This window comes from Massilia sp. LMS1-1-1.1, from assembly GCF_040815535.1.
In the GTDB taxonomy this organism is placed as follows: Bacteria; Pseudomonadota; Gammaproteobacteria; order Burkholderiales; family Burkholderiaceae_D; genus Janthinobacterium; species Janthinobacterium aestuarii.
The window spans coordinates 1-255 of the sequence record NZ_JBFPNG010000051.1 but is presented as its reverse complement, the minus strand read 5'-3'; the positions used below and the strand labels follow the sequence as shown (position 1 = coordinate 255).

Sequence of the window (255 nt, the reverse complement as noted above, 5' to 3'; positions counted from 1 at the left end):
ACTGATCAGTTATCTTGTTGACGGGCGCACCCGCCTCAACGACATCTGGGAACGTGCGACCGGTATCACCACGCAGTATTGGACGCAGGATAAGCTCGACGGCAAACGCTATGGGGGCAAGAAGCCGATCCTCATCTTGACAGGCCCCGATACGAAGTCCGCCGCCGAATCATTTGCGTACCAAATGCAGGCGCTGAAACGCGCCAAGGTGATCGGGGAACGCACTTGGGGCGGCGCCAACGCTTCGCGCCCATA

At 59.2% G+C, this 255-nt stretch carries 1 protein-coding gene; it reads left to right on the top strand.

The genetic code is table 11. The features are described from left to right. Positions 1–255: S41 family peptidase (locus MRBLMS1_RS24690; RefSeq protein ID WP_485882662.1), on the top strand; the 255-nt coding region annotated here is incomplete at both ends.